This is a genomic window from Brevundimonas sp. (assembly GCF_016742135.1).
Taxonomy (GTDB): domain Bacteria; phylum Pseudomonadota; class Alphaproteobacteria; order Caulobacterales; family Caulobacteraceae; genus Brevundimonas.
The window spans coordinates 65,931-85,311 of the sequence record NZ_JACVCG010000004.1; the positions used below are offsets into that span (position 1 = coordinate 65,931).

Annotated in this window: 20 protein-coding genes; 7 read left to right on the forward strand and 13 right to left on the reverse strand. The window is 67.9% G+C overall.

The genetic code is table 11. The features are described 5' to 3' along the window. Positions 1–7 precede the first annotated feature (7 nt). Positions 8–451 (forward strand): SufE family protein, encoded by a 444-nt coding sequence (locus tag IBJ06_RS09315; RefSeq protein WP_292159560.1) that lies wholly within the window; start codon positions 8–10, stop codon positions 449–451. A gap of 85 nt (positions 452–536) precedes the next feature. On the opposite strand, the gene IBJ06_RS09320 is transcribed toward IBJ06_RS09315, so the two are convergent. Beyond that, a complete protein-coding gene (locus tag IBJ06_RS09320) occupies positions 537–1,253 on the reverse strand; it encodes a DUF6456 domain-containing protein (protein WP_292159562.1) in 717 nt (238 codons plus the stop codon). Beyond that, positions 1,250–1,606, reverse strand: coding sequence for a chromosomal replication initiator DnaA (locus IBJ06_RS09325; RefSeq protein WP_292159564.1), 357 nt, complete (start codon positions 1,604–1,606; stop codon positions 1,250–1,252). The genes IBJ06_RS09320 and IBJ06_RS09325 overlap by 4 nt, the downstream gene beginning before the upstream one ends. 379 nt (positions 1,607–1,985) lie before the next feature. Between IBJ06_RS09325 and ctrA the strand changes: the two genes are divergently transcribed. Both ctrA and bglX read left to right on the forward strand, forming a co-directional pair. Next, positions 1,986–2,693: a response regulator transcription factor CtrA gene (gene ctrA, locus IBJ06_RS09330; protein ID WP_123286084.1), complete on the forward strand. Its 708-nt coding sequence runs from the start codon at positions 1,986–1,988 to the stop codon at positions 2,691–2,693. A gap of 186 nt (positions 2,694–2,879) precedes the next feature. After that, positions 2,880–5,147, forward strand: a complete 2,268-nt coding sequence (gene bglX, locus IBJ06_RS09335) for a beta-glucosidase BglX (protein ID WP_292159568.1) — start codon at positions 2,880–2,882, stop codon at positions 5,145–5,147. Here the strand turns inward: bglX and IBJ06_RS09340 are convergent. From IBJ06_RS09340 to IBJ06_RS09360, 5 genes are all read right to left on the reverse strand, one after another. Beyond that, entirely contained in the window at positions 5,127–6,227 is a 1,101-nt protein-coding gene (locus tag IBJ06_RS09340; RefSeq protein ID WP_292159569.1) for an endo-1,4-beta-xylanase, read from the reverse strand. The two genes, bglX and IBJ06_RS09340, sit on opposite strands and share 21 nt — an antisense overlap. Then, positions 6,199–6,606, reverse strand: coding sequence for a flagellar export protein FliJ (locus IBJ06_RS09345; protein WP_292159572.1), 408 nt, complete (start codon positions 6,604–6,606; stop codon positions 6,199–6,201). Before IBJ06_RS09345 ends, IBJ06_RS09340 begins: the two co-directional genes overlap by 29 nt. A gap of 4 nt (positions 6,607–6,610) precedes the next feature. Next, the gene (gene fliI / locus IBJ06_RS09350; protein ID WP_292159574.1) at positions 6,611–7,960 is read right to left on the reverse strand and encodes a flagellar protein export ATPase FliI; all 1,350 of its coding nucleotides are present in this window, start codon (positions 7,958–7,960) and stop codon (positions 6,611–6,613) included. A 133-nt stretch (positions 7,961–8,093) separates the two neighbouring features. Continuing rightward, the gene (locus IBJ06_RS09355) at positions 8,094–8,471 is read right to left on the reverse strand and encodes a helix-turn-helix domain-containing protein (RefSeq protein WP_292159576.1); all 378 of its coding nucleotides are present in this window, start codon (positions 8,469–8,471) and stop codon (positions 8,094–8,096) included. A gap of 14 nt (positions 8,472–8,485) precedes the next feature. Next, complete coding sequence (locus IBJ06_RS09360) at positions 8,486–8,779, reverse strand: type II toxin-antitoxin system HigB family toxin (RefSeq protein ID WP_292159579.1); 294 nt, start codon at positions 8,777–8,779, stop codon at positions 8,486–8,488. Between the two features lie 149 nt (positions 8,780–8,928). On the opposite strand from IBJ06_RS09360, the gene cysK reads away from it, so the two are divergent. Next, positions 8,929–9,918 carry a cysteine synthase A gene (gene cysK, locus IBJ06_RS09365; RefSeq protein ID WP_292159581.1) on the forward strand — a complete coding sequence of 330 codons (990 nt, stop codon included), beginning with the start codon at positions 8,929–8,931 and terminating at the stop codon, positions 9,916–9,918. A gap of 3 nt (positions 9,919–9,921) precedes the next feature. Here cysK and IBJ06_RS09370 read toward each other — a convergent pair whose 3' ends face one another. After that, entirely contained in the window at positions 9,922–10,617 is a 696-nt protein-coding gene (locus IBJ06_RS09370; protein ID WP_292159584.1) for a hypothetical protein, read from the reverse strand. Between the two features lie 107 nt (positions 10,618–10,724). On the opposite strand from IBJ06_RS09370, the gene IBJ06_RS09375 reads away from it, so the two are divergent. Both IBJ06_RS09375 and IBJ06_RS09380 read left to right on the forward strand, forming a co-directional pair. After that, on the forward strand, positions 10,725–11,954 hold the full coding sequence (locus tag IBJ06_RS09375) for a DUF2336 domain-containing protein (RefSeq protein ID WP_292159586.1): 1,230 nt from the start codon (positions 10,725–10,727) through the stop codon (positions 11,952–11,954). A gap of 159 nt (positions 11,955–12,113) precedes the next feature. Beyond that, positions 12,114–12,542, forward strand: coding sequence for a MucR family transcriptional regulator (locus tag IBJ06_RS09380; protein ID WP_292159588.1), 429 nt, complete (start codon positions 12,114–12,116; stop codon positions 12,540–12,542). Positions 12,543–12,605: 63 nt separating this feature from the next. On the opposite strand, the gene IBJ06_RS09385 is transcribed toward IBJ06_RS09380, so the two are convergent. The 5 genes from IBJ06_RS09385 to IBJ06_RS09405 all read right to left on the reverse strand — a co-directional run bounded on the left by IBJ06_RS09385 (position 12,606) and on the right by IBJ06_RS09405 (position 18,765). Next, a complete protein-coding gene (locus tag IBJ06_RS09385) occupies positions 12,606–13,724 on the reverse strand; it encodes a DUF2336 domain-containing protein (RefSeq protein ID WP_292159590.1) in 1,119 nt (372 codons plus the stop codon). Continuing rightward, positions 13,721–14,692 carry a hypothetical protein gene (locus IBJ06_RS09390; protein WP_292159592.1) on the reverse strand — a complete coding sequence of 324 codons (972 nt, stop codon included), beginning with the start codon at positions 14,690–14,692 and terminating at the stop codon, positions 13,721–13,723. Before IBJ06_RS09390 ends, IBJ06_RS09385 begins: the two co-directional genes overlap by 4 nt. 101 nt (positions 14,693–14,793) lie before the next feature. Further along, a complete protein-coding gene (locus IBJ06_RS09395; RefSeq protein ID WP_292159594.1) occupies positions 14,794–15,852 on the reverse strand; it encodes an ABC transporter substrate-binding protein in 1,059 nt (352 codons plus the stop codon). A gap of 640 nt (positions 15,853–16,492) precedes the next feature. Next, positions 16,493–18,328 (reverse strand): ATP-binding cassette domain-containing protein, encoded by a 1,836-nt coding sequence (locus IBJ06_RS09400; RefSeq protein WP_292160165.1) that lies wholly within the window; start codon positions 18,326–18,328, stop codon positions 16,493–16,495. 104 nt (positions 18,329–18,432) lie between these two features. Continuing rightward, positions 18,433–18,765 (reverse strand): DUF559 domain-containing protein, encoded by a 333-nt coding sequence (locus IBJ06_RS09405; RefSeq protein WP_292159596.1) that lies wholly within the window; start codon positions 18,763–18,765, stop codon positions 18,433–18,435. A gap of 75 nt (positions 18,766–18,840) precedes the next feature. On the opposite strand from IBJ06_RS09405, the gene IBJ06_RS09410 reads away from it, so the two are divergent. After that, on the forward strand, positions 18,841–19,302 hold the full coding sequence (locus IBJ06_RS09410) for a YcgN family cysteine cluster protein (protein ID WP_292159598.1): 462 nt from the start codon (positions 18,841–18,843) through the stop codon (positions 19,300–19,302). Positions 19,303–19,381 lie beyond the last annotated feature (79 nt).

Sequence of the window (19,381 nt, forward strand, 5' to 3'; positions counted from 1 at the left end):
AGGCAGCATGGCCGCGACGCGCACCCCCCCCGCCGAGACCCTGGACGAAGCCCTGGCCGGGTTGCAGGAGTCCTTCGACCTTCTGGGCGATTGGGAGGAGCGCCTGGCCTATGTGATCGAACTGGGCCAGGGGCTGGAGCCCCTGCCGGAGGCGGACCGCCTCGACGCCAATCTGGTGCCGGGCTGCGCCGCCCGGGTGTGGCTGGCGGTCGAGGACGCCGACGATCGGCTGTGGTTCCGGGCGGATTCCGACAGCGCCATCTCCAAGGGCAATATCGCCCTGTTGCTGGGCCTCTATTCCGGGCGGACGCGGGACGAAATTCTGGGCTTTGACGCCCGGGCGGCGCTCGACTCCCTGGGCCTGCCGCAGGCCCTGACCCGCCAGCGCGCCAATGGGCTGAACCAGATGGTCGGCCGGATCCGCGAGGCCGCGCTGGCCCCGGCTGGCTGAGGCGGGTTTGGACTGTCCGGCCAATTCAGACAGTGAAAAACTACCGTCTGAACCGTCTGAACCGTCTGAAATGGCATCATGCGGCTCACCCGGTTCCATAGTGCTCCGCCAGCGCCTGCAAGGCGTGTTTGAGGACGGTCTTGCCCTGGCGGCGGCGCAGGCCCAGCTGGCCCTCGGCGGCTTGAAGGGCCGAACCCCGGATGCACACGGCCTCGAGCATGGCGGCGAGGCGCGGGCCGGCGGCCTCGAGCGCCCGGGCCACGCGGCGACCGGCAGCCAGCGCGGCCTCGCCCGGCTCGACCCGGGCGGCCGTACCCGCCCCCGAGCGGGGCAGGGCGTCCCACCTCTGGGTCAGGGACGGGCCCTTCATGGCCAGTTCGGCATCGCGGGTCAGGCGCAGTCCGGCTGCGACCTCCAGGGGCGTCAGCCAGGGACGCCCGGCGGCATCCTTGCGCCGGGCCAGCCAGGCGATGGCGCTGTCGCCCAGATTGACCCGCACCGGCAGGGTGGTGCCATCGGGCAGGGTGCGGGTTTCGATGGCGTCGATGCGGCCGGGAGCTCCGCCAGCCTGACCCGGGCGGTCAGCCCCCGCAGCCCGGCGGGCCTGAAAGCCGCCCCCCTTTCGCATCGCCAGACCCGGGTCACGGGCCAGAGCGGTGAACTCGGCCTCGTCCAGCCGCAGAACCACCCGGGCGCGGCGGTCGGGCAGGATACGCAGGACATAGACCCCCGGCGTGGTGGCTTCGATCCAGCCGCCCTTGTCGAGCAGCAGGCGGCGGGCGCGGTCGGTGCGAAGGCTCATCGCGGCAGGACCACCGGGGCGTCGCCCAGCAGGGTGCGGGTGAAGTCTTCGAGCCGGTCCAGCAGGGCATCCAGGGCCGGGCGGTCGCGCGCGTCCTCGGCCCAGCGGCAGGCCCCGGCCACGGTGGCGCGGTTGACGCCGTAAGCATGGCCGACCCGTTCCAGCGGCCAGCCATAGGCGACGTGAGCCAGATAGAAGGCCAGCCAGCGGGCCCGGCAGGCCGGAGGCGGCAGGCGATCGGAGCTGGCCATCTGTTCGGCGCTGACGCCGGTGCAGGCGGCGATCAGGTGGAGGGCCAGTCCCGCGCGAATGCGGTCGGCCTCCGTCACGGGAACGCGGTAGGTGCGGGTCATGGCAAATCCTTTCTCTCAGGGAACAGACCGGCAGGATGAGGCCGCGCCCCGGTCGATATAGGAATTAATACCTATTAAACGTCAGAATGGGACGTAGGGGTCGATGAGGACGGGGATCGGCTGTTGCGCGATTGGCGACCCGGAGCCATCCGGCTGGCCGCCGACAGGGCCCGGCAGCAGGCGTTCTGATCGCGCCGGCAAAGAAATATCGTCGTCTTGACTCAGGGACTCTCGACGGCGATTCGCAAATCAGCCTACGATTCGCCTCAATGGAGTGGCGTTAACTGTTCTTAAGGTTTTGAACCGTTAACGTGGGAACAAGGTTACCTGTGCGTGCAGCGACAGGGCCATAGTCAAGCTTTGCCGCGGAGGGGCACATATGCGCGTCCTGTTGATTGAAGACGATCACGCAACAGCCCAGAGCATTGAGCTTATGCTCAAGTCTGAGGGGTTCAATGTCTACACCACCGATCTGGGTGAGGAAGGCATCGATCTGGGCAAGATCTATGACTACGACCTGATCCTTCTGGACCTGAACCTGCCCGACATGAACGGCATTGAGGTGCTGCGTCAGCTGCGCGTCGGCAAGGTCAATACGCCGGTCATGATCCTGTCGGGAACCAGCGAGATCGAGACCAAGGTCAAGACGTTCGGCGGCGGCGCCGACGACTATATGACCAAGCCCTTCCACAAGGACGAACTGGTCGCCCGCGTGCACGCCGTGGTGCGTCGCTCAAAGGGGCATGCCCAGGCCATCATCCACACCGGCGAGATCGCCGTGAACCTGGATGCCAAGACGGTCGAGGTCGACGGGCACCGCGTGCACCTGACCGGCAAGGAATATCAGATGCTGGAGCTGCTCTCGCTCCGCAAGGGCACGACGCTCACCAAGGAAATGTTCCTGAACCACCTGTACGGCGGCATGGACGAGCCCGAGCTGAAGATCATCGACGTCTTTATCTGCAAGCTGCGCAAGAAGCTGGCGACGGCGGCCAACGGCAAGCACTATATCGAAACCGTCTGGGGCCGTGGCTATGTGCTGCGCGACCCGCAGGAAGGCACCGGCTCGGTCAGCGCCGCCGCCTGATCGGGATCGATCATAACGCCATCAAGACGCCCGTCGGGACACCGGCGGGCGTTTTTGCATGGGCGATGTGGTCGTCCCGACGCCGCGCGGGTCTGCTTTTCCCCAGGGCGGGTGGCCCGGAAGGTTTGAGTGTGCGACCGTCTCGGCTATGACGGTGTAACCGATTACACGCGAGATGCCCGACTGATGCCTTCCCCCGCGCCCAAACCGTCCGAAGCCCGCCTGTCCGGTGAGGCTGCGCGGCCTGACGGGACGGGCCGCGCGACGACGACGTCCGGGCGGATCGAGGCGCTGATCGCGGCCATGACGCCGGAAGAAAAGGCCGGGCAGCTGACCATCATGCCGGCGGCGCTGGCCCCCGCGCCGGCCAATGCCGCCAATCCGGCCGCCGTGCCTGGTTCGATTGAGGAACAGGCCCAGGCCGTGCGCGAGGGGCGTCTGGGGGCCGTGTTCAACGGGGACTCGGCCGACTGGCACCGGCGCATGCAAAGGGTGGCGGTCGAGGAGTCACGGCTGGGCATTCCCCTGCTGTTCGCGGCCGATGTGATCCACGGCTTCCGCACCATCTTTCCGGTGCCGCTGGCCGAGGCGGCCGCCTTTGACGCCGATCTGGCCAGGCGGACGGCGCGCGCGGCGGCGGAAGAGGCCACGGCCGTGGGGCTGGCCTGGAATTTCGCGCCCATGGTCGACATTTCGCGCGATGCCCGCTGGGGCCGGGGGGTCGAGGGCGGCGGCGAGGATGTGCTGCTGGGCTGCACCCTCGCGGTTGCCCGGGTCGAGGGCTTCCAGGGCGAGGCCGGTCTGTCCGACGCCGGAGCCATGCTGGCGACGCCCAAGCATCTGGCGGGCTATGGTGCCGGGGCCGGGGGGCTGGATTACAACAGTGTCGACGTGTCCGAGCGGACGCTGAGGGAAATCCACTTCCCGCCGTTTCAGGCGGCCTTCGACGCGGGCGCCCTGTCGACCATGGCGGCCTTCAATGACGTGGCGGGGGTGCCGGCCCATGCCAATTCCTGGCTGATGAAAGACGTGCTGCGCGGGGAATGGGGGTTCGAGGGGTTTGTCGTCTCGGACTACACCGGCGACTTCGAGCTGATCGCCCACGGCCTGGCCGAGGACGAGCGGGATGCGGCGCGGCTGGCCTTTCAGGGCGGCGTCGACATGAGCATGAGCAGCAACCTTTATGCCCATCACCTGCCCGATCTGGTGCGGTCGGGGGCGATTGCCGAGGCCGATGTCGATGCGGCGGTGCGTCGGGTGCTGGGGCTGAAGGCGCAACTGGGCCTGTTCGACGATCCCTATGGGCGGCTGGCCCCGGAACGGGTCGAGGCGAACGATGAGCCCCGGCATCGGGGCCTGGCGCGCGAGGCCGGGCGCCGGTCGATCGTGCTGCTGAAGAATGAGGGTGGGGTGCTGCCGCTCAACCGTTCGGACCGGATTGCCCTGATCGGGCCGTTCGCCGGGGGGCGTGAGCACCTGAACGGGCCGTGGGTGCTGTTTGGCGATCCGGCCTATGCGGTGCCGGTCGATGAGGGCTTCCGCGTGGCGATGGACGATCCGGCGCGACTGACGGTCGTGCGGGGCTGCGAGGCCGAGGCGCCGCTTGAGGGCGGGATCGAGGCGGCGGTCGACGCGGCGCGGGACGCCGATGTGGTCGTCATGGTGGTTGGCGAGGGCGAGCGCATGTCGGGCGAGGCCCAGTCGCGCGTCGACATCAGCATCCCCGAGCCGCAGCGCGACCTGATTGCGGCGGTGACGGCGGTCGGCAAGCCGGTAGTGCTGGTGCTGAAATGCGGGCGGGCGCTGGTTCTGGACGAGACCGCGAAACAAGCCTCGGGGCTGGTGGTCGGCTGGTTCCTGGGAGTCGAGACGGGCCATGCGCTCGCCGATGTGCTGTTCGGAGCGCACGAGCCGAGCGGTCGCCTGCCGGTCAGCTTTCCCCACCATACGGGCCAGTCGCCGTTCCACTATGATCGCAAGGTCACGGGGCGTCCGCCGCTGTCGCTGGAGCATGGCGAGGAGTTCAAGGCCCGCTATCGGGAGACGCTGAACACGGCGGCCTGGCCGTTCGGGCACGGCCTGACCTATGGCGATCCGGTCTATGAGGGGCTGGACGTGGGCGACGGGCGGCTGGCCTGGGACGGCGCGCTGGAGGTGTCGGCCACAATTACCAACCGGGGCGAGCGCGTCGCCGAGGAACTGGCGCAGCTGTACATCCACGACCGCGCGGCCAGCGTGACCCGGCCGATCCGGCAGCTGAAGGGCTTTCAGCGCGTGCGGCTGGAGCCCGGCCAGAGCGCCCGGGTACGCTTCACCCTGACGCGGCGGGACCTGATGTTCGTCGGGCGTGAACTGACGTGGACGGTCGAGCCGGGGCGGTTCACCGTCTGGATCGGCCCGAACGCCGAGAGCGGACTGGAAGGCACGTTCGAGCTACTGGCCGAGGCGCGCTGATCCCAGAGGGCCGGCGACCGCGTCATAGAGGGGCGTGGCCATGCCCGAGGCGTCGAACAGCAGCGGACTGTCGCGGCCGTCATCGCGGTCGTCGCGCCGCAGCCAGCTGTCGGTATCGCGCGCGCCCCAGACGGTGAAGGCGTATTGCTGGGCCGGGGGCAGGGCCGCAAAGGCCTCGGCCAGTTCGGTGACGCGGGCGGTCTGCTGGGCCTGACGCTCGGCGGGGCTGCGCAGGTCGACGCGGCGGTCGGAGCGGAGCGAGGCATCCAGCTCTGACACATGGATGGGCAGGCCGAAGCCTGCCGCGTCGCGCATGAAGGCGGTGATCTGGCCCTCCGGGATTTCGATGTCGAGGTGCGACTGGCTGCCGATGCCGCCCAGCGGCGTGCCGGCCCTCAGCAGCTTCTCGACCAGGTTCAGGAAGGTCGCGCCCTTTCCCGGCAGGTTTTCCAGATTGTAGTCATTGAGGAACAGCACGGCCTGGGGGTCGGCGTCGTGCGCGACGTCAAAGGCCCGGCGGATATGGTCGATCTCGCCCAGGGTTTCGGACCAGTGGTGGGTGCGCAGGCCGTTGCCGTCCTCGGCCACCGCCTCATTGACGACATCCCAGCCGACCGCGCGGCCCCGGTAGTGACCGGTGACCTCGCGGACATAGCGGTCGTAGTCGGCGGCGAAGGTCTTGCGATCCAGTCCGGCGAAGGCCTCGGCCCCTTGCGAATACCAGATCAGGGCATGGCCATGCAGGCGCAGGCCGTGGTCGGTGGCAAAGTCGGCGCAGCGGTCGGCGAGGGTGAAGTCGAGGCTGCGGTCTGGCCTGAGGATCGCCTCCATCTTCATTTCCCACTCGGGCGTGAACTGGGAGAAATGGGTCAGGACAACCCGACGCCAGCCGGCGTCGCCGAACTGGCCTGACATGCCGCACACGCCGACGGGCACGGTTGTCAGATCCTTGAGTGGGCGGACCGGGCCGAGGGGCGGGGTTGAGGGCGCACTGCCGCAGGCCGCCAGCGCCAGCGGGCTGGCCAGCAGATGCCGGCGGGTCAGGTGAAAATCAGGCACGCCGCCTGAGGCCAAGCGCATCGAAAGCTGCCGACTCGCGACGTTCGGCGGCGGCGAGGCGTTCCAGGCGGGACAGCTCGGCGACGTGCTCGAACTTCTTGAGTTCCTCGAAGGCACCGGTCAGGGCGTCGCGGGCGCCCTCTTCCTCGGCCTCGAGCTCGGAAAGGTCGGCCTCGACGGTGGATTTGCGGTGTTTCCAGCCGGCCATATAGGCCTGCAGCAGCATGCCGGCCTCGGCATCGGCCCGGGCGCGCTCGCGCTCGACCTCGACCTCGGCGTCCAGCACAGCGAGGCGCATCTCGGCGGAGGCCCGGCGGGCGCCGATCTCGGCCAGACGTTTCTGCAGGGTCTCGACCTCATAGGTCGAAATGCGGATCAGGGACCGGGCCCAGGTGGTCATGAGGTCACTCCACTCGCTCTGCGAGACCTTGGTTCAGAATGCTTTCCAGATGACTAAAGGCCGTCGCCATGTCGCACACATCATCGGGTGTCTGAGACAGGAAGCCTTCCAGCGCGGGGTTGAGGGCGATGGCGCGGTCGGTGATCGGGTCGGAGCCGGCGCGATAGGCGCCGATCCTGATCAGCTCTTCCATATTGGCATAGGCGCTGAGGCACTGGCGGGCCCGCCGGTTCAGCTCGCGCTCGGGCAGGGTCTGGCAGCCGGGCAGGGTCCGGCTGACGGACTTCAGCACATCGATGGCGGGGAAGCGGCCGCGCTCGGCGATCTTGCGGTCCATGACGATGTGACCGTCGAGGATCCCGCGCACGGCGTCGGCGATCGGCTCATCATGGTCGCCGCCATCCACCAGCACGGTGAACAGGGCGGTGATGGCCCCGCTGGGGCGGCCATCGGCACGCACGGGGCCGGGGCCAGCGCGTTCCAGCAGCTTGGGCAGTTCGGAAAAGACGGTGGGGGTATAGCCCTTGGTGGTCGGCGGCTCACCGGCGGCAAGGCCGATCTCGCGCTGGGCCATGGCAAAGCGGGTGACCGAGTCCATCAGGCACAGCACCTGCTGGCCCTGATCGCGCAGATATTCGGCGCAGGCGAGGGTCATATAGGCGGCCTGGCGGCGGGTCAGGGCGGGCTCGTCTGAGGTGGCGACCACGACGATGGCGCGGGCCAGACCCTCGGGCCCCAGGGTCTCCTCGATGAACTCGCGGACCTCGCGGCCCCGCTCGCCGATCAGGCCGACGACGACGGCGTCGCACTCGGCCCGGCGGGCCAGCATGGACAGCAGCACCGACTTGCCGACGCCTGAGCCCGCGAAAATGCCCATCCGCTGGCCGCGGCACGTGGTGGCAAAGACGTCGAGCGCGCGCACGCCGGTGTCGAGGCGTTCCCCCACCCGGCCCCGGGTATGGGCCGGCGGTGGCGCGGCACGGAGGGGATAGGCCCGGGGTCCCCGGGGCAGCGGGCCCTTGCCGTCGATGGGCTCGCCAAAGGCGTTGACGATGCGGCCCAGCCAGGCGGCGGTGGGGCGCACCACGCCGGCGGCCTCAACGATGCGGATATCGGCACCGGGGGCCACGCCCTCGACCGGGCCGAAAGGCATCAAGAGAGCCTTGGCCTCGCGAAAGCCGACCACCTCGGCGGGCAGGGGCGGGCGGCCGTGACGCTCGATCTCGGCCCGGGCCCCGACCGCCAGACGTGACAGGCCGCCGCGTGACTCGATCAGCAGGCCGCTCACCCCCGCGACCTTGCCGGTAACGACAAGGGGATCGACGGCTTGAACGGCGGCGACAAGAGAATGCAAGGAAAGCCCCGGAAACTGCCTCTCAGGGATCGGTTAACGTGGTTAACAGCCGCTTAACCGGCCTGCGGATGGTTCACCGAACACTGTGTCGTGAGTCGTGTGGTTTTCCAGTCCCGTGCCTCGCCAGAGGCCGTCAAGCGGGTTGCATGTCTCCGAGGAGTGCCTCGGCGGGGATGCGCCATTCTTTCGCGAGCAGCCGGATCTGCGAAAGGGACAATTCCCGCCGCCCGTTGAGAATTTCCGACGCCCGGGACCGGGAGCCGAGAAGTTCGGCCAGATCGGACTGCTGCAGCCCCTGGCGATCCATGGCGAAGCGTATGGCCTCTACAGGATCCGAGGTGGGCATGGGGAAGCGCTCCTCCTCATACCTGGCGAGAAGGAGCCCCAGAAGCTCGAAACGGTCAGCCTCCGGCGTACCGGGCACCGGTTCCTTGTCGAAACAGGCCTCGTAAGCCCCCAAGGCCGCGCGATAGTCGGCTTCGTTACGAAGAATATGGAGAGTGTCAGTCACGCGGTATCTCCCGTTCAAATCGTCTCGGGGTTGATCTTGTCGTAGTCCCTGTGGGTGCCGACGAACTTCACCAGAACTTGCCTGAAGGTGTAGGAGACACGAACCACGAGGCGGTAGTTGTTGCCGCCGATGTCGAAGATGACCCTGTTGTCACCGACGAAATCGACGGTTCGAAAGTCGTTCTTTATGTCTTGCGGGGACCGCCAGTCGGCGGCCTTCGCATGATTATACCAAGCCACCAGCGGCCCCTTGGCCGGAGGATGCAGGGTCCAGAAGGCCTGAAGAGTCTTCCTTGCAACCACGTTCATGGCGTCTTGTAGCGCGTTCCCAAAATGGGAACAAGCGAAATGTTCCATTTTCGGGAACGGGCTCTGAAGCGTTTTCCAGGCTCCGGCCCTTGCGCCCGCGCGGATCGACCTGATCTTCAGAGGCTGACAGCCACCCGGAGACCTCCCCCATGACCGGTACCACGCCTGCCTCGCCCGACCTGTCCCGTCACGCCCGCGCGGGTCGGGGCAAGATCTATGGATCGATCCTCGAGACCATCGGCAACACGCCACTGGTGGAGTTGCCGCGCCTGTCAGCGGAACTGAAGCCCAAGGCCCGGGTGCTGGCCAAGCTGGAGTTCTTCAATCCGCTGAGCTCGGTCAAGGATCGGATCGGTCTGGCGATGATCGAGGGCCTGGAACAGGCCGGCAAGCTGACGCCGGGTGCCGTGCTGATCGAGCCGACCAGCGGAAATACCGGCATTGCCCTGGCGTTCGTGGCGGCGGCCAAGGGCTATCGGCTGATCCTTGTCATGCCCGAGAGCATGTCGATGGAGCGGCGCAAGATGCTGGCCCTGCTGGGGGCGGAACTGGTGCTGACCCCGGCCGAGAAGGGAATGAAGGGCGCGATCGCCAAGGCGCAGGAGCTGTTGGAGCGCACACCGGGGGCGGTGTCGCCGGCCCAGTTCGACAATCCGGCCAATCCCGAGATCCACCGCGTCTCGACGGCCGAGGAAATCTGGGCCGACACGGCCGGCGCGGTAGATATGGTGGTCGCCGGCGTTGGCACGGGCGGCACCATCACGGGCGTGGGCCAGGTGCTGAAGGCGAAGAAGCCCTCGGTGCGGATGGTGGCCGTCGAGCCGACCGACTCGCCCGTCCTGTCGGGCGGCGAACCGGGACCGCACAAGATCCAGGGCATCGGCGCGGGCTTCATCCCCTCGATCGTCGATCGGGAAGTTATCGATGCCGTCGAGCGGGTGTCGAACGACGAGGCCTTTGACATGGCTCGTCGCGCGGCCCGGACCGAGGGGCTGACAGCGGGCATCAGCTCCGGCGCGGCGCTGGTGGCGGCCTTCCGTCAGGCGGCGCTGGACGAGAATGCCGGCAAGACCATCGTCACCATCATCCCCAGCTTTGCCGAACGCTATCTGTCGACGGCCCTGTTCGAGGGGCTGTGAGGCTCAGCCGAGAAGCCCGCCCGCCAGACCGATGGCCACCAGCGGTATGTTGGCGACCATGGTTGCGAGAAAGCTGGCGACCGTGATGGCGGCAGCCTTGAGGATGCCCCCTGTCGTGGTTTGATACCATCGTCCCCGGCCGCTGCGCAGGAAGGCGGCAAAGCCCAAGGCCAGCATCAACAGGGCCATCCAGGACGCCGTCGCGGGCATGTAGGCGAGAAAGCCGATGGGCACGATCGGTATGGTCCAGACATTCATGTAGTGAAAGGTCGCGCGAAAGGCCCTGCGCCATCCCAGATTCTCGGGATCCCACCAGCGCAGCAGTGGGGCCGAGACCAGTGCGTAAAACAACGCATTCATCGGCACCAGAACGAAGGACATCCAGTTGTCGGCGTGAGCCAGAAAAGCGTCGCGACTCTTGCCAGACTGTTCGATGAAGGGCTCCAGCGTTTCCGGCGGAAGGATGTTCATCCAGAGCGCCGTGCCGCCCATCAGGAACAACTGCAGCATCAGGAGGCCGCACAGGGCCAGGTAGAGCTTCAGCGGGCGAGCGTAGACTCCGCCGCCTTCGGGGCCGCCTGTCATATAGGCTTCGAGAACCTGACGCGGGCGGATGAGGCTGTCGCGGAGCGTGTTCCATTCCGCCCGCCCGAAGCCGGTGGCGTCCTCGCTGAGGTGGTTCAGTCCGCGATCATTCATGGTGCGCTCCCCCGGTCTTCAAAGCCCAGCGTGGCGCGGGGTGCAAGAGGGATGGCGCGCGGGCTCTTGACCGGCGGTTAACCGAACGGGGCGAGGATCGCCGCGACATGTCCCAGCCGCTTTCCAGTTCGCAGGAGGATGCGCCAGAGGCCGGGCCGGCCCCGGCGTGGAAGGCGCGGCATGCGCTGTTGCGGCGGCTGGCCGATGTGGTGTCGCTGCCGACCAGTCGCATCAATGCCTTTGAGCGGTCGGTGGTCGGCGATCTGCTGGTCGAGATGGCGCGGCTGGCGACGCCCGGGGACCGGCTGAAGATGGCGCACCGGCTGGCGCCGCTGGCGGAGTTGCCGAACGGCCTGATGCGGTTGCTGCTGCGGGACGATCCGGCCATTGCCGGGGTGCTGATCGAGGGCTGCGCGGGGCTGACGGATGCGGACCTGCTGTCGTGCGTGCGGGACACGGGCCATGACCATCACCGGTGCATCGCCGCCCGGCGCGGGGTGTCCGAAGTGGTGTCGGAGGCCCTGATCGAGGCGGGGCACGGGGATGTGGTCGAGACCTTGCTGCGCAACACCACGGCGCGGCTGTCGCAGACGGGAATCGAGACGGCGGTGGCGCTGAGCCGGGTCCAGCCGCGCCTGTGCGAGCATCTGTTGCGGCGTCCGGAGCTGAGGCCCTCGGGCGCGTATGTGATGTTCTGGTGGTCGAACGAACATGACCGCCGGACCATTCTGCAAAGGTTCGCCGTGTCGCGCGAGGTCATGCAGGAGGTGTCGGAGGACATCTTCGCCATGGCCGCCGCCGAAGGCTGGCAGGATCCGGTGTCGCGCAAGGCGCTGCAGTTCATCGAGCGGCGCCAGAGGAATCGCGGGGCGATCGACAAGAGCCCCTATGACAGTCTGGAACACGCCATCACCGAGATCGCACGGCAGGGCATGGGCCGGGATTCGGTTGCCGAGATTGCCTATCTATCCGGGATCAAGCCGCTGACCGGGGCCAAGATCCTGGGCGATCCGGGCGGCGAGCCGGTGGCCATTCTGTGCAAGGCGACGGGGCTGGACCGGGAGTATCTGACGGCGCTGTGGCGGTCGATGAAGCGGCCGGAGAGCCTGCCGGACGGACGCGTCCATCCGACCTGGGAGCGGGTGCAGGTGACCTTCGAGATGCTGGCGGTCGACCGGGCCCAGACGGTGCTGCGCTACTGGAACTGGTCGTTGACCTCGGCCATGACGCCGGCCCTGTTGCAGGCCATTCGCGACGGTGAAACGGACGGGCTGGATGAATACTCCATCCCGGAGCGGGCAGCGATGATGGCTTTGGCGCAAGACTTCGGCCATTAAGTCTGTCCCATCTGCACCGGATGTCCTCTATACTTGCAGGGACAATGCAGAAAATCCGGCATCTCGATTGCACAGGGACGCTGCTTGTTCTATCAGCCCGACATCAGGGGCGATTCCCGCAAGATGTTTCGCCTCGCCCTGGAAACGTCTGGACGACCCATGGAAGAAAAAGCCGTACTGCTTGAAATGACTGCGGACATCATTTCCGCCTATGTCAGCAACAATATCCTGCCGCCCGAGGCTGTTCCTGCGCTGATCGGGTCGATCCACTCGACCCTGTCGCAGCTGTCGGGTGACGGCATCGAGCCGGAACCCGAAGTCAAGGACCCGGCCGTGCCGATCCGCAAATCGATCACGCCCGACTATCTGATCTGTCTGGAAGACGGTCGCAAGTTCAAGTCTCTTAAGCGGCACCTGCGAACCAAATACGACATGAGCCCCGAGGAGTACCGTGCCAAATGGGGTCTGGCCAAGGACTATCCGATGGTCGCGCCCAACTATGCGCGGGCCCGTTCGGAACTGGCCAAGCAGATGGGTCTGGGGCAGGGCGGCCGCAAACCGGCCCGCGCGACCCGCGCCAAGAAGTAATCCGGCGAAAGCCTGAGGGAAGCGACCCGCCCGAGCGATCCGGCGGGTCTTTTTCTGTCCGGCTCAGGCGGCCCTGGCCTCGCGGCGCATGCGCCAGAAGCGCAGGGTGCGCTGGGCGGCGTCGGGGGCCAGTTCCTGGTACATGCGGGCATAGGCGTGGGCCTTGCCCATGGCATCGCCGTCGTCGTTCAGCAGCACGACGGCGTAGGTCAGGAACAGGGCGCGATCCAGACCGGCGGAGCGACAGACCACGGCCAAGGCATCCAGATCCTTGCGCTCGATGATCTGGCGGGCCGTGTGAAAGTCGATGTCCGCCAGTCGGGCGAGCGCGATCAGGAAGCAGGTCCGCCCCCCCGAGCGCAGGAACCGGGCCAGCATCCGGGGCGTCAGCTGGCCGGCGGCATGCAGTTCCTCGACATAGGCAAGGCTCTCGGAATAGTCGGCGGGCAGGGCTCCGTCCTGGGTGGCGAGACGCGTGCGACCGGCCTCGAGCGCGCTTTCCAGCAGGGCAGGGTCCATGCGGGCGTTGCGCTCGAGAATGGTGTGGCGCAGCCGGGCCTCGACGATGAAATACATCTCATTGAGCAGGTCGGGCGGCAGGGCCTTGCGCTCGACCGTGGCGGCATGAAGGGCCGGATTGGCGCGGGCGCGTTCGACGGCCTTCTCGCTGGCCGCACGCGACAGGCGGGCACCTTCATTCGACAGAAGGCTGTGCAGGGTCTCGTCGTCGCCGTGGGCGACGATGGCGTCGGAGACGGCCTCGGACACGGCCTTGCGGCTGGAGACGGCGCGCAGATGGTCCTGACCCCGGGTGCGGGCGACCTCGATCAGGTCGGCGTCCGTCAGCACGGGTGAGGCGGCCAGGACCGGGGTGGCGACCTCGGCCTCGTCATGGGCGAGGCGGCGGATCAGGGTGCGGGGGGCGGCGGGGCTGTCGGCGAACCGCCGGGCCAGCTCGGCCCGGACAGCTGTTTCCATCTCGACCGACAGCTCGGCGAGAACGGTGCCGTAAAGGTCGGTCTCGGTGTCGGAGTGGGTCTCGGTTCCGAAGAAGGTGTCCGTCAGTTCGCGCAGCAGGGCCCGACGCTTCTCGCTGGACGGTTCCCGGGCCATGGCGATCAAGTCGGGCAGGCGCGAGCCCGCGACGGTGTCTGGCGCAGTCTCTGGAGCAGGCTGGATCATTGGCGGGAGGCAGCGCTGCTGGCCGACTCGCCGGTGGTGCGGCGCACGGTGCCGTCGGGATTGCGGACCAGCTGGGGCGGTCCGGGCGGTTCGGCCATATTGGGAGAGGTCGGTATCTGGTCCATCTGGACCGGGAGGGCGTCCAGATAGACCGGTTCGGGCAGGACGGCGCGGTCGGGCTGACGGCCGTTCTGGCGGTGAACGGAATAGTAGCGGGCGCCTCCGACGGCGGCCTCTGTGCGCGTCTGAGCCTGAGCCGGGGCTGGCGTGGGGGCCGGAGCCGGGGCCGGAGCCGGGGTTGGAGCCGGGGTTGGAGCCGGGGCACGGGTCTGGGCCTGGGGCTGTGATGCCTGGGGCTGGCCGACGGACCAGATCAGGGCATCGGACCGCGGAGCCATGGGGTCATCGGCCCATTCCGCCGGACGGGCGGGAGCGGGTTGCGGCTGCGGCGCAGGCTGCGGCACAGGCGGAACGCGGGCCGGTTGCGGTTCGGGCATGGGGCGGGCCGGCGGTGGGGGAGGTGGCGGTGTCTCGACCGGCGCGGCGACGGTCCGGACAGGCGCGGGGACCGGGACCGCCGCTGTCGGTGCCGGTTGGGGATGGGACGGAGCCGGCGGCGGCGCGAAGAAGGCATCCGCCGGGGTCAGGCCGGGCCTGCCGTTGGCGTCAACGCTGCGGCCCGGCAGCAGGGGCGTCGCGGGACGCAATTGCGGGACGGTGGCCATGGACTGGCTGCCCGCATGGGGGATGACGGGGGCGGCGGGACGGAGCGCGGGAGCCCCGCTCCGGGGGCCCGGGGTGGCGCGGGCCATGCCCACGGGCTCGGGCCGGCCGTTCCAGTCCAGATAGCGGAGGGCGGGGGCGTCCTGGGCCACGGCTGGCATCGCGAATGCCGCCAGCCCCAGCGCCGCCGTGGCGCAGAGCAGCAGACGGCTCGGTGTCAGCGATGTGGACGGGTCGGATCGCATTCCCACCTCCGGAAACTGGGGGATCGACCAAAGGTTAAGGGGGCCAGACTTAACCCGTCGCTAACGGCCGGGGGCAATCAGACTTAATGCAGCGGGCCTGTTCAGGAGACCGGGGCGGGACCTGCGGCCGGCGACAGATAGTCGGTGGTGAAGGCCTGCCGCCAGTCGAGACCGGGCGGGAAGACACCGGCCCCGGACGTGCTCTCGTAGAAGGCGCGCCAGCGGTCAGCCGACATGGTGCCGAGCGGCGCGGAGGCCGGGGCATCGCCGGTGACGATGGCCGCGCTGCGCAGGACCTCGCGGGCCTGATCCAGCTGGTCCGGCGTCATGTCGCGATTGGCGCGGCGGATCAGGGCGTGGGCCGGGTCGGGATCCCCCTCGATATAGGCGGTCCAGCCCTCGACCGAGGCGGTGATGAAGGCGCGCAGGGCCTGATCATTGTCGCGGGCAAAGGCATTGGGGGCCAGCACGAGGGCGCCGTAGGCGGCATAGCCGTCGTCGTACAGGAGGCGCACGGTCGGGGGCGTTCCGCCCTGAGCGGCAATCATCAGGGGCTCGCGCGTCGCATGACCCAGGAGGAGGGTGTCGGACTCCCGGATGAAGGCCTCCAGGTCATAGTCGGCCAGCTGCGCGTCGCTGAGGCGGCGGAGGGCTCTGAGCCAGGGCCAGAGGGTGTCGCGATCCGCCTCGGCCACCTGCACGGACACGGGGGCGAGCGGGGCGGCCTGACCGGTACGGGGGGTGGGCTCGGCCGGGCGGATCAGGGCGCGCGGGGACTTCTGAAAGAAGGCGGCGACGGCCTTGACGGGGGCCCCCTCACCGACCAGCCGCAGGGGGGTGAAACTGTCGGCGGCGAGGCCCAGTTCGGCATTGCCCGAGGCCAGGGCACGGGGCACGTCCTGACCAAAGCCGGGCCGGATCAGCTGGACGTTCAGGCCGCGCGCTTCGTAGAGGCCGGTGGCCAGGGCCTGATAGAAGCCACCCAGTTCGGCGCTGGACGGCTCGTCGACCGCGAGGCGCAGACGGATGCGTCCATTCTCGTCCACGGCGGGTTCGGAAGAGCCGCAGGCCGCCGCCGTCGCCGACAGGCCCAGCGCCGCGGCACCGGTCAGCAGGCTTCGACGATCAGGGCAAGCAAGGCGGACAGGCGGGCGGCGCATGGCCAAGGTTTAGGGCCTGACTTCCGCGAAGGAAAGGGCGGTTTCGGGCAAGGCCTGGAGTTGCTGCCCGTCCACCGCTACGAGGTCCCCCCTCCCCCGATGGGGAGGAATAAGGAGCCGGAATTGAGCGAGGGCACGAACCGCCCGGTCGAACCGTTGCGTTTCGCGCCCTCGCCAAGTCCGGGTTGGACTTGGCCATTGAGGTCGGGACCCTGGCCTCGGCGTCAGCAGGGCGAACCCCGGTGACGGTCGGCTGTATCCTGCGGCTCTGGTCCGGTCGCGTACCGCAGGTCTGGCCTGCGCCGTCTTCCGATCCCGATCCGGTTCCCCGAGGTATGGGCCGAAACCCTGCCTCGAAGCCTTGATCCGGTCCGGGGTCCGTTACGATCCGGAGATCGTCCGTTACCCTGGATCCGAGAGCCGGACCGGTTCGCCTTGAGCCCCGGGTCTCCCCGGATTTCCGCGCTGCCGTGTCCCTCGGCCTGTTGACGTTCCGACGAAATCCGCTATCAGGCAAGCGCCCGAAATGCCCGCCCTGTGGGGATTTCCGCTCCGTCCGGTGGACAAGTCGGGGACAGGCTGTGGGCCGTTTCGAAAACCCGCACAGAATCCGTGAATTGATCCGTCCACAGATTCCGGATCAGCCGCCGAGCGCGGCCTTCTTTTCTTCCAGCTCCAGCCATTCGGCCTCGATGGCTTCCAGTTGCGCGCGGGCGGCGGTGGCGGCCTTCATGGCGCGGTCGAAGGCCTTGGGATCGCGGGCGTAGAGGTCGGGGTCGGACAGGGTGGCGTCGTGGCGGGCGATGTCGGCGGGCAGGGTTTCCATCAGGCCCTCGATCTCCTCCAGGCGGCGGGCGTCCTTGTAGGAGAGCTTCTTCGGAGTGGCGGGTGGCGAGGGGCGAGTGGTGAGTGAAGCGGGACTATCGAGGGCGGGGGCAGGCCTGCCTTTCTCGGCACTCGTCACCCGCGACTCGCCACTGAGGAAGCCGGGGTTCTGGCGGATGAAGTCGGTCCAGCCGCCGGGGGTCTCGACGATGTCGCCGCGGCCGTTCATGGCAATGGTCGAGGTGGCGAGGCGATCGACGAAATCGCGGTCATGGCTGACGAGGATCAGGGTGCCGTCATAGGTCTCAAGCAGCTCTTCCAGCTTGTCGAGGGTGTCCATGTCGAGGTCGTTGGTCGGCTCGTCGAGCACCAGCATATTGGCGGGTTTGGCCAGGGCACGGGCCAGCAACAGGCGGTTGCGCTCGCCGCCCGACAGGGTCGAGATCGGCTGGCGCAGCTGGCCCTCCTGGAACAGGAAGTCCTTGGCATAGGCGGCGACGTGCTTTGACATGCCGCGCACGAGAAGGGAGTCGCCGCCGCCGGGGGTGAGGGCGTCCCACAGGGTCATGTCGCTGCGCAGGCCCTCGCGGGACTGGTCGAGATAGACCGGCTCGAGATTGGCGCCCAGCTTGACCGTGCCCTGGTCGGGGGCCAGTTCGCCGAGCAGGATCTTGACCAGGGTGGTCTTGCCCGCGCCGTTGGGGCCGACAATGGCCAGCCGGTCGCCGCGCACGATGCGGGTGGTGAAGGGCTTGATGACGGTCCGCTCGCCGAAGACCTTGGAGACACCCTTGAGGTCGGCGACCAGCTTGCCCGACAGGGCGCCGGAATCGACGCCGAGCTGCAGGTCGCGCGGCACGTCCCTGAGCCGCTCGGCGCGTTCGGTGCGAAGGGCGGCCAGCGACCGGGCACGGCCCTCGTTGCGGGTGCGACGGGCGGTAATGGAGCGATAGAAGGTCTCGGTCTCGCGCTCGATCGTCTTTGACAGGCGGCGCAGGGCCTCGGCCTCTTCCTTGATGACCTTGGCCGACCAATCATCGAAGTCATTAAAGCTCTTGTTCAGGCTGCGGACGCGGCGGCCCTCCAGCCAGTGACAGGTCTGGGTGACGCGATTGAGGAAGGCGCGGTCGTGGCTGACGACGAGGATGGCACAGCGGGCCGAGATCAGTTCTTCCTCGAGCTGTTCGATGGCGAGGATGTCGAGGTGGTTGGTCGGCTCGTCGAGGAGCATGAGGTCGGGCTCTTCGGCGAAGGCCCTGGCGAGTGCGGCGCGGCGGATTTCTCCGCCTGACAGATTGACCGCGGGCTTCGACGGATCGAGACCGAAGGTGGCGAGCCAGGATTCGGCGGTCCAGGGCTCGGCCTCGCCGGAGGTGGCATAGTCCAGCAGGGTGTCGCCGGTGATGACGGGTTCCTGGGGCACATTGGCAAAGCGGATGCCGGACTGAACCGCACGCTCGCCCGAGTCCGGCTCGACCTGGCCCATGATAATCTTCATCAGGGTCGATTTGCCGGCGCCGTTCCGCCCCACCAGACACGCCCGCGTGCGCGGCTCGATCGCGATGTCGACGCCCTCGAACAGGGGTCGGGGGCCGTCCTGGAGACGGACGTCCCTGAGGGCAACAAGAGGAGGGCGCGCGGCCATGGTGATACCTGGATCCTCCCCAGCGTAGCGGGGGAGGGGGACCACGCAAGGCGTGGTGGAGGGGGCGGAAACGAGGGCTGACTTAAGGGGTTCGGTCGGGAGTTTCCACCCTAGTCTTCGTCCAACTGCCCAAGAATATGTTCCGCCACAGCATCGGGATCGCGCAGGACATCTGATGCGGGAATGCGCAACGTCCTGATCCCGAGCTCCTGCAGCCAGGTGTCGCGCCTCGCGTCCTGCACGGTTGTGGAATCGTGCTGGAGACCATCCACTTCGATCGCGGGCGACGCCGTGGCGCAATAGAAGTCTAGAATGAAGGCGCCGACAGGATGCTGACGACGAAAGCCACGTCCCCGGAGCCGCTGCCACAGAAGAACTTCAGGCAGAGACATTTTCCGACGGAGACGTCGCGCGCGTTTCTGGGTAAGAACCGGGGCTCTCATGGATCACTTAGTGCACGCTTTCGCCCCCTCCACCACTGTGTGGTCCCCCTCCCCCGCTACGCGGGGGAGGATCTGATGAAGCCCTTCTGGGAAACGAAGACCCTGGAACAGATGTCGCCCGGGGAATGGGAGGCGCTATGCGACGGGTGCGGGCTGTGCTGTCTGGTGCGGTTCGAGGACGAGGACACGGGCGAGGTGGTGCCGACGAAGGTTCACTGCAAACTGTTCGATCCGGCGACCTGTGCCTGTTCCAACTATGTGGAGCGGGAACAGCATGTCCCCGACTGCATCAAGCTGACGCCCGGGAATGTGGCGCAGTTGGGGTGGATGCCGCTGTCATGCGCCTATCGTCGGCTGGCCGAGGGACGGGGGCTGGCGGACTGGCATCCGCTGGTGTCGGGGGACCCCGAAACGGTCCATACGGCCGGGGTTTCGATTCGGGGGCAGACGATCTCGGAACTGGAGCTGGACGAGCCCGAGGATGCGCTGGCTCATGAGGCACCGGAGTGGATGGCCGAGCGCGGGACCGGGGCCTGAGCCGTCCAGATGTGCGCCCTGGATGCATGAATCCGTTTAGAAACAAGGCGATATATATTTCTCGAAGCGACTTGCGCGC

Bases quoted from the DNA above. Each gene is read 5' to 3' on its own strand.
- bglX (WP_292159568.1), top strand. From the start codon at position 2,880: ATGCCTTCCCCCGCGCCCAAACCGTCCGAAGCCCGCCTGTCCGGTGAG.
- IBJ06_RS09390 (WP_292159592.1), bottom strand. From the start codon at position 14,692: ATGCGATCCGACCCGTCCACATCGCTGACACCGAGCCGTCTGCTGCTC.
- IBJ06_RS09325 (WP_292159564.1), bottom strand. From the start codon at position 1,606: ATGACCCGCACCTACCGCGTTCCCGTGACGGAGGCCGACCGCATTCGC.
- IBJ06_RS09385 (WP_292159590.1), bottom strand. From the start codon at position 13,724: ATGATCCAGCCTGCTCCAGAGACTGCGCCAGACACCGTCGCGGGCTCG.
- IBJ06_RS09375 (WP_292159586.1), top strand. From the start codon at position 10,725: ATGTCCCAGCCGCTTTCCAGTTCGCAGGAGGATGCGCCAGAGGCCGGG.
- IBJ06_RS09395 (WP_292159594.1), bottom strand. From the start codon at position 15,852: ATGCGCCGCCCGCCTGTCCGCCTTGCTTGCCCTGATCGTCGAAGCCTG.
- IBJ06_RS09320 (WP_292159562.1), bottom strand. From the start codon at position 1,253: ATGAGCCTTCGCACCGACCGCGCCCGCCGCCTGCTGCTCGACAAGGGC.
- IBJ06_RS09410 (WP_292159598.1), top strand. From the start codon at position 18,841: ATGAAGCCCTTCTGGGAAACGAAGACCCTGGAACAGATGTCGCCCGGG.
- IBJ06_RS09345 (WP_292159572.1), bottom strand. From the start codon at position 6,606: ATGACCACCTGGGCCCGGTCCCTGATCCGCATTTCGACCTATGAGGTC.
- cysK (WP_292159581.1), top strand. From the start codon at position 8,929: ATGACCGGTACCACGCCTGCCTCGCCCGACCTGTCCCGTCACGCCCGC.
- IBJ06_RS09315 (WP_292159560.1), top strand. From the start codon at position 8: ATGGCCGCGACGCGCACCCCCCCCGCCGAGACCCTGGACGAAGCCCTG.
- IBJ06_RS09370 (WP_292159584.1), bottom strand. From the start codon at position 10,617: ATGAATGATCGCGGACTGAACCACCTCAGCGAGGACGCCACCGGCTTC.
- IBJ06_RS09360 (WP_292159579.1), bottom strand. From the start codon at position 8,779: ATGAACGTGGTTGCAAGGAAGACTCTTCAGGCCTTCTGGACCCTGCAT.
- IBJ06_RS09340 (WP_292159569.1), bottom strand. From the start codon at position 6,227: ATGCGCTTGGCCTCAGGCGGCGTGCCTGATTTTCACCTGACCCGCCGG.
- IBJ06_RS09380 (WP_292159588.1), top strand. From the start codon at position 12,114: ATGGAAGAAAAAGCCGTACTGCTTGAAATGACTGCGGACATCATTTCC.
- ctrA (WP_123286084.1), top strand. From the start codon at position 1,986: ATGCGCGTCCTGTTGATTGAAGACGATCACGCAACAGCCCAGAGCATT.
- IBJ06_RS09405 (WP_292159596.1), bottom strand. From the start codon at position 18,765: ATGAGAGCCCCGGTTCTTACCCAGAAACGCGCGCGACGTCTCCGTCGG.